The organism is Mesorhizobium sp. M0598 (assembly GCF_040320865.1).
Classification (GTDB): domain Bacteria; phylum Pseudomonadota; class Alphaproteobacteria; order Rhizobiales; family Rhizobiaceae; genus Mesorhizobium.
In genome coordinates, this window is record NZ_JAMYQL010000075.1 from 1 (window position 1) to 6131 (window position 6131).

Below are 6131 nucleotides of genomic sequence, written 5' to 3' on the forward strand. Positions count from 1 at the left end.
TCGCCTTTACGAGCATGTGCGCCAGTTCGACGCGCAGCTGCAGGCGCGCGGCATTGCCTCGATGAAGCCGCCGAAGTCGCACACGCCGGCCATTGAGAACGGCAGCTACCAGTTCAGCCGGTCCAGGCAGATCTTGTCGGCCACCCAGTTGGTGCTGGGGACCTACAGCTACCTGCAGCGCAACGTGCTGGGGCAGCCGCTGGAGGCGCAACGCTGGTTTGCCGAGCGTGCCATCTTCGGCACCTACGAGGGCATTCATCATGAGCTCAAGGCCGACATCCGCGCCCTGTTGCACGAAGATCGGCCGGATGGCCAGACCCTCCATGAGCTCATCGCCAGGGCGGGGGAAGACAGCAAGGCCGCCAGGCATCCGGTGGCCCGCGAACTGGCCGCCTTGCTGGTGGCCGAGCTCCAGGCCTGGAACCAGCAGCTCAACAGCGAGCCGGCTCATGAGCAGTCGGACGTCAAGCAGCAGTTGGCGCGATCCGTGGCCTCAACCGGCGCGAAGCCTGCCGTCAGCGCCGACGCCGGCGTGCTCTTCCCGGAACTCAGCGAATCCTGTCCGGCAACCGCTGACGCCAGGGAGCGCATCGATTTCCTGCTCGGCCACTACAAGCCCCGCATCGATCCGCGGCCCGACGGCTACAACCCGGACGATCTGCGTGAAAGCGCCATCAATCTGTTGAGCGTCGGCATCAAGGTCGGCACGGACGCCTACAAGTCCGATACCGGTGCGCGGCTGTTCATGAAAAAAAGCGCCGAGCTGCAGCGGCTCCTGATGCAGACCCCGGGCTGGAAGTCGGTGCCCTATGTCAAGGAGCTGGCGGCAACGCTCCACCAGGGCCGGTTCGACGTCGATGGCAGCCTGGCGGATCTGAAGGACAACCCCACGCTGGCGGCCTCGGTCATGGAGGCCTCGATCATGCTCGCCGCCGAACAGCGCATCCTGCCCAGCCTCTTAGACGACGACCCCGCCAGCACGATCACGCTGAGCCGCGAGCAGGCCCTGGAGCGCGCCAGGCTCGAAGCCGCCCGCGCCGAAGCGCAAGAAAGAACGATCACCGCAACCGCGCATGCGGTTGCCGAGTTTTTGCGGCAGGCCGGCTTCGAGGTAAACATGCCGCATCTTGACCAACGGTTGCGCGGGCTGGACTCGATGGCCGACGAGCTCACCGGCCAGAGCGTGAGCGCGGCGCCGGAGGCCCAACTGGTCCCCAATGCCGTGCGCCATGTCTTCGAGATCCCGGAGGCGGCTTTTACGCGCGCCTTCAAGACGGCCACACTGGCCTTCCAGGAGCGGGACTGCAGCGAAGTGGAGACCACCAACTGGTTCAAGATGAGCACGCCGCAGTTCCTCGCCATCAGAACGGTGTTCAGCACCTCGCAGGACTATCGCTTCGAGGTCCAGTTCCATACGCCGGCCACCTACCTGACCAAACTCGCCAACCACGACCTCTACAAGCAGATTGACCGGCTGCGGCGGCACCCCGGGCCGGACGTTCCGCAAAAGGTCGACGAGCTCGTGCAGCGTGTGCAGGACAGATGCATGCAGGTCGCCATTCCCCCTGGTGCCCTGGAAATATCCCAATGGGGCTCGTCAGGACATAGCAGGTCGAGGGCGGCAGGGGTCTCCAGGTTGCCCACCGCCGAACGGCCAAGAAAACAGGCGGCCGCTCGCTCGCCGCAAGCCGGCGAGATCGTCGCGGCCCTCGGCACGCGGCCGGTGGTGCTCGTCGGCATGCCGGCGAGCGGCAAGTCGACCATCGGCCCCCAGCTTGCCAAGGAGCTGGGGGTGGAGTTTGTCGACATCGATAAGCTTATCGTCACCCAGCGCGGCAATATTAAGGATATGTTCGAGCGCCATGGCCAGCCGTACTTCAGGGAGCTGGAGGCTAGAGAGCTCGCCGAACAGCTGAAGAAAGGGCCCATGGTCATCGCAACCGGCGGCGGCGCCTTTGTCAAGCAGCACAATCGAGACCTGATCCGCGAGAAGGCGGTGTCGATCTGGCTCAATACCGACCTGCAAGAGATCGGCAGGCGCCTCGACCTGCAAGAGCGCCTCACGGGCGACACCGGCCGGCCGCTGCTGCAAGGCCCCGACAAAAAGCAGCAGCTCGAAAACATGTTAGAAGAGCGCGGGCCAGACTACCAACAGGCCGATATCAGGGTGGTCCCGCCCTTTAAAAAAGACAAGAAGAACGCCGGCACTTGCGTGAAGGAGCTCTACGCTTTCCTGTGCAGCAGGGAGAGAGAAGCCGCCCTGACGCCCGCTGCCGAGATATCAGATGTCTCCGGTGCTTCCGGCTCTGCCATCGACTTGCCTCCGACAGCACAGCGCATGCGCGACGATCATCACCCCGCGCCGGTGCGGGAAGTCGCCTCTTCGTCTGGTGTCGTCCCGCACCCTGGCGTTGGGCCGACGGAGCGCCGGGCTACCGGCAGTAACGCACGAGCGGAATTGGCGTCTTCCTCGAGAAGCAGAGAACGCTCAAACCGGGGGCGATAAGCCTGACGAGGACTAGCAGTAGAATGATTATCGTCGATGCTCTCTTGGTCATTCCAGTGAAATATGAGCGTGCAAGCGGTTTGGAATAGGACTGAAGTCTCACGCTAACAAGGCGCCGCGCGCCATGCTCTGCTGAAGGACGCGTTCAAGGCACATGGCACTCACTTCGCTTCGCCGACAGTCCAGGTCGCCAGGGGCGAGGCGCTATCGTCAATGGGCGGGTGCAGCCATGACTCGCGATGCGTCGCAAAGACAAATGCCGCCTTTGCTGGCGTGTCGAATGGCTTCATGACTTCGAAGCCTGTGGATCTTCCTGCGGACCTTGCGAGCGCCTATCTGGCGCTGCTTTCCGAGCGTGAGATGTTACAGGCTGAACGTGATGTCGTTGTTGCCTAGCGCGACATTGCGGTGGCGCAAGCCGCCAATCGTAGAGAAGCTCGAGCACCAGGCGACCCGCGTCACCCAGGCGCCAAGCTGCCGCGATCGATGATCACGCCGCAGGAGGCAAGCATCTGCGCCTGGCGATGCAGCGGCAGATGCCAGGAAAACTTCGAAACGGCGACATGGGTTGCAAAGGCCGTGGTCACCATGCCGCCGTCCATCACGCGCCGGCGCGGGCGCTTGCACAATGACGCTTTACAGGCCGGCATGCATAGCGCGGCCGGATCGTCTGCTTTACCCGGACAACCGCGGGCACGATGTCGAGCGCCTCACTCACGTCCGTGCCGACGCAATGAAGCTCGAACGAGCAGCACGGGCAAATCTTGCTCTCCGGCTCGACGAGCTCTTCCTACCGTGGGAAGTGCTTGGGCAAACGGCCGATGTTGCGTGACGGCGATCGCCGCTCCTGCTTTGGCCCTTGAGCCACGGCCGCCTCTGGAACGTCGCTGAGATCGCCAAGATCGAGCGTCGCCTGCGTCGGGTCGATCGCCGTCATCTTCCCCGATTTCGGCCCAAAGAGCTGCTGCTCCAGGAAGCAACGCGCGCCTTGAGGTCGGCATTCTCTGCATCGAGCTCCTCGCCCGCCACGCGCTCCAAACGCAGCAGATGACGCCGACGCCAAAGCACTCGACTCTCTCACCCCGGCAGAATCCGAAAAGACCTTGTCGACACTCTGTCTCACAAGGGTGCACTCCAATCCCATCCGGTTAGTTCTTGGAAACGCAGCATGCACTCAAGGTCCGTGGCCAGTGGATGTATCTCTATCGCGCCATCGACAGTGTCGGCGACACCGTCGAATTCTATTTCAGCGAGCAGCGCGACCTGCCGTCGGCCAAACGCTTCTTCAGAAAGGCGCTGGAGCGTCATGGCCGACCGGATCGCGTCGTCATCGACGGTAGCCAGACCAATCGGGAGGCGATCGTTTCCTGCGACACCACAAATCGCTTGCAGGATCGCTCCCGGCGCCGGCTGAAGCCGATCCGGATCCGCAAGAGTAGATACCTGAATAACCGGATCGAACAGGACCATCGGCGCATCAAGCGCCGTATCCGGCTGATGCTCGGCTTCAAATCGACGGCCACCGCAGCCACCATCCTGACCGGCATCGAAATGATTCACATGATGCGCAAGCGACAGGCGAGGTACGCCTTCAAATCCGAATCCGTCCTTGGCCGAGCAGTTCGAAATCCTCGCCGCCTGATTGACCTCGCATCAGGGCCTCTCTGTGCCCCTATTCAGCCGTTGCAACAAAACCCTTTGAAGATCCGGTCACCACTGTTTTCCCCATCAGCGATGTCTTGGAACGTTTTTGCTAGTGACGACTTCATTGCACCATTCGGCGCTTAGATCGCGATCGCGCTCTTCTTGCTGAAATCCAGATCGGCTTTCAGACGCGCAAAATTCACGCGGACGCATCATCTTACTCAGAAATCCAGAAATCGCGCGTACGCTATGACAAATGAAACGCAATATCCATTTACCGGGTACCGTACGCGAGGTAGTATTTTCACAATGCAAGCCTTCTGTATGAACATCTAATGCGCCGTGGGGGACAGTCCCAAAGTGGAGATGACCGATGATCGAGCCAGAGCAAGAGACTTCAATGGTGGATTTCGATGCGCCCGGCGCAACAGCCCCTTTCAACATCGACAATCTGCCACATGAGATGCTGACAGAGGTATTCAGGCAGGCAGCCAATCAAACCGACAGGGTCGCAGCTTTCTATGAAATCAATGCGTTGCGCAGCACCAATCAGAGGTTCCGAGCAGTTATTGAGAGCGATCAGACAATTCGGTCTGAATTCAGAACGCTTCAGCACGAAACACAATCCGCTCGTTCCGAAAATGCCGAGATTGACGCGCGTAACCCAGCTGGGACTAGAACTGCAAATGACGTCATCACCTATCATGGCGTGACCGATCCGGGCGCGCAGCACCTAATCAGAAGCCTAGCCGCGCAGCGCGACATCAACGCCAATCCCGGCATGGTTGCCCGTACCGCCATCGAGCGCAATGAGGTGGACGATCCGGGCGCGCAGGACATTATCAGAAGCCTAGCCGCGCTGCGTCACATCAACATCGGCACGGATACCCGTGTCGCCATGGTGCTCAATGACGTGGACCATCCGGGTACGCTGGACCTCATGAAACAGGAAGCCGCGCAGCGCGACATCAACGCCGGCATGGTTGCCCCTACCGCCATCGAGCGCAATGCGGTGGACGATCCGGACTGGCAGAACATCATCAGATGGGCAGCCGCGAGGCGCGACATCGACGCCGGCATGGTTGCCCCTACCGCCATCGAGCGCAATGAGGTGAACGATCCGTACGCGCAGAACTTTATGAAACAGCTAGCCGCGCAGCGCGACATCAACGCCGGCATGGTTGCCCGTATCGCCCTCGAGCGCAATGACGTGGACGATCCGCGCACGCAGAACTCTATCAGGCAGCAAGCCGCGGAGCTCGAGGCGCTCTCGCAACAAGTCACGCCGAACGCCACTAGGGGGCTCGATGAACGTTCTCGTCAGGAGGGAGGTTGTCGTATACGTTGATCGGATACATGCGGGTATCAAGTAGTGATGAGCGCCAGTCGGTTGCCTTGCAGCGCGACGCCCTGCTCGCAGCCGGGGTCGATCAGCGTCACCTACATCAGGATCGCGCTTCGGCGCGCGCGACGATCGGCCGGGGCTGAAGGCTTGCCTTGCAGAATTGTGCGAAGGTGACGTGCTGGTCGTTTGGAAGCTCGACCGTCTGGGCCGGTCACTCTCCCACCTGATCCGGATTCTTGAGGATCTGAAGTCACGCGGGGTCGCCTTCCGCTCTTTGACGGAAGCGATCGATACGACGAATTCGCACGGCGCATTCCTGTTCAACCTGTTTGGCACGCTTGCCGAATATGAAAGAGCGCTGATCACGGAACGGTCAATGCTGGCCTGGCTGCGGCTCGGCGGCGCGGTGGGAAGGGCGGCAGGCCCCCGACGATCGACACCGAAAAAGTCAAACAGATTCTGGCGGCGCTGGAAGCCGGCGCCAGCAAGGCGTCCGTGTGCCGAACATTCAAGTGTCGCGCTGTATTTAAAGGTGAGACTTCTCGCCTAATGATTGCAAGCCCTTAGCCTTGTACTTAAATTGAGAATTTGAGATTCGCGCTTGGCTCGCTGCAGTTAATGTGAGATTCTGACAGT

General features: G+C 61.1%; 2 protein-coding genes and 3 pseudogenes. 4 read left to right on the forward strand and 1 reads right to left on the reverse strand.

Annotated elements, in window-relative coordinates; translation table 11 throughout:
• Nucleotides 1–16: 16 nt before the first annotated feature.
• Nucleotides 17–2506 (forward strand): shikimate kinase, encoded by a 2490-nt coding sequence (locus NKI59_RS34425; RefSeq protein WP_352708988.1) that lies wholly within the window; start codon nucleotides 17–19, stop codon nucleotides 2504–2506.
• Between the two features lie 424 nt (nucleotides 2507–2930).
• On the opposite strand, the pseudogene NKI59_RS34430 reads toward NKI59_RS34425, so the two are convergent.
• Nucleotides 2931–3520: pseudogene (locus tag NKI59_RS34430) on the reverse strand (IS66 family transposase); the annotation flags it as partial.
• Between the two features lie 159 nt (nucleotides 3521–3679).
• On the opposite strand from NKI59_RS34430, the pseudogene NKI59_RS34435 reads away from it, so the two are divergent.
• The 3 genes and pseudogenes from NKI59_RS34435 to NKI59_RS34445 form a co-directional block, all read left to right on the forward strand.
• A pseudogene (locus tag NKI59_RS34435) lies at nucleotides 3680–4148 on the forward strand (IS6 family transposase); the annotation flags it as partial.
• 375 nt (nucleotides 4149–4523) lie between these two features.
• Nucleotides 4524–5498: a hypothetical protein gene (locus NKI59_RS34440; protein ID WP_352708990.1), complete on the forward strand. Its 975-nt coding sequence runs from the start codon at nucleotides 4524–4526 to the stop codon at nucleotides 5496–5498.
• A gap of 8 nt (nucleotides 5499–5506) precedes the next feature.
• Nucleotides 5507–6045: pseudogene (locus tag NKI59_RS34445) on the forward strand (recombinase family protein).
• Nucleotides 6046–6131 lie beyond the last annotated feature (86 nt).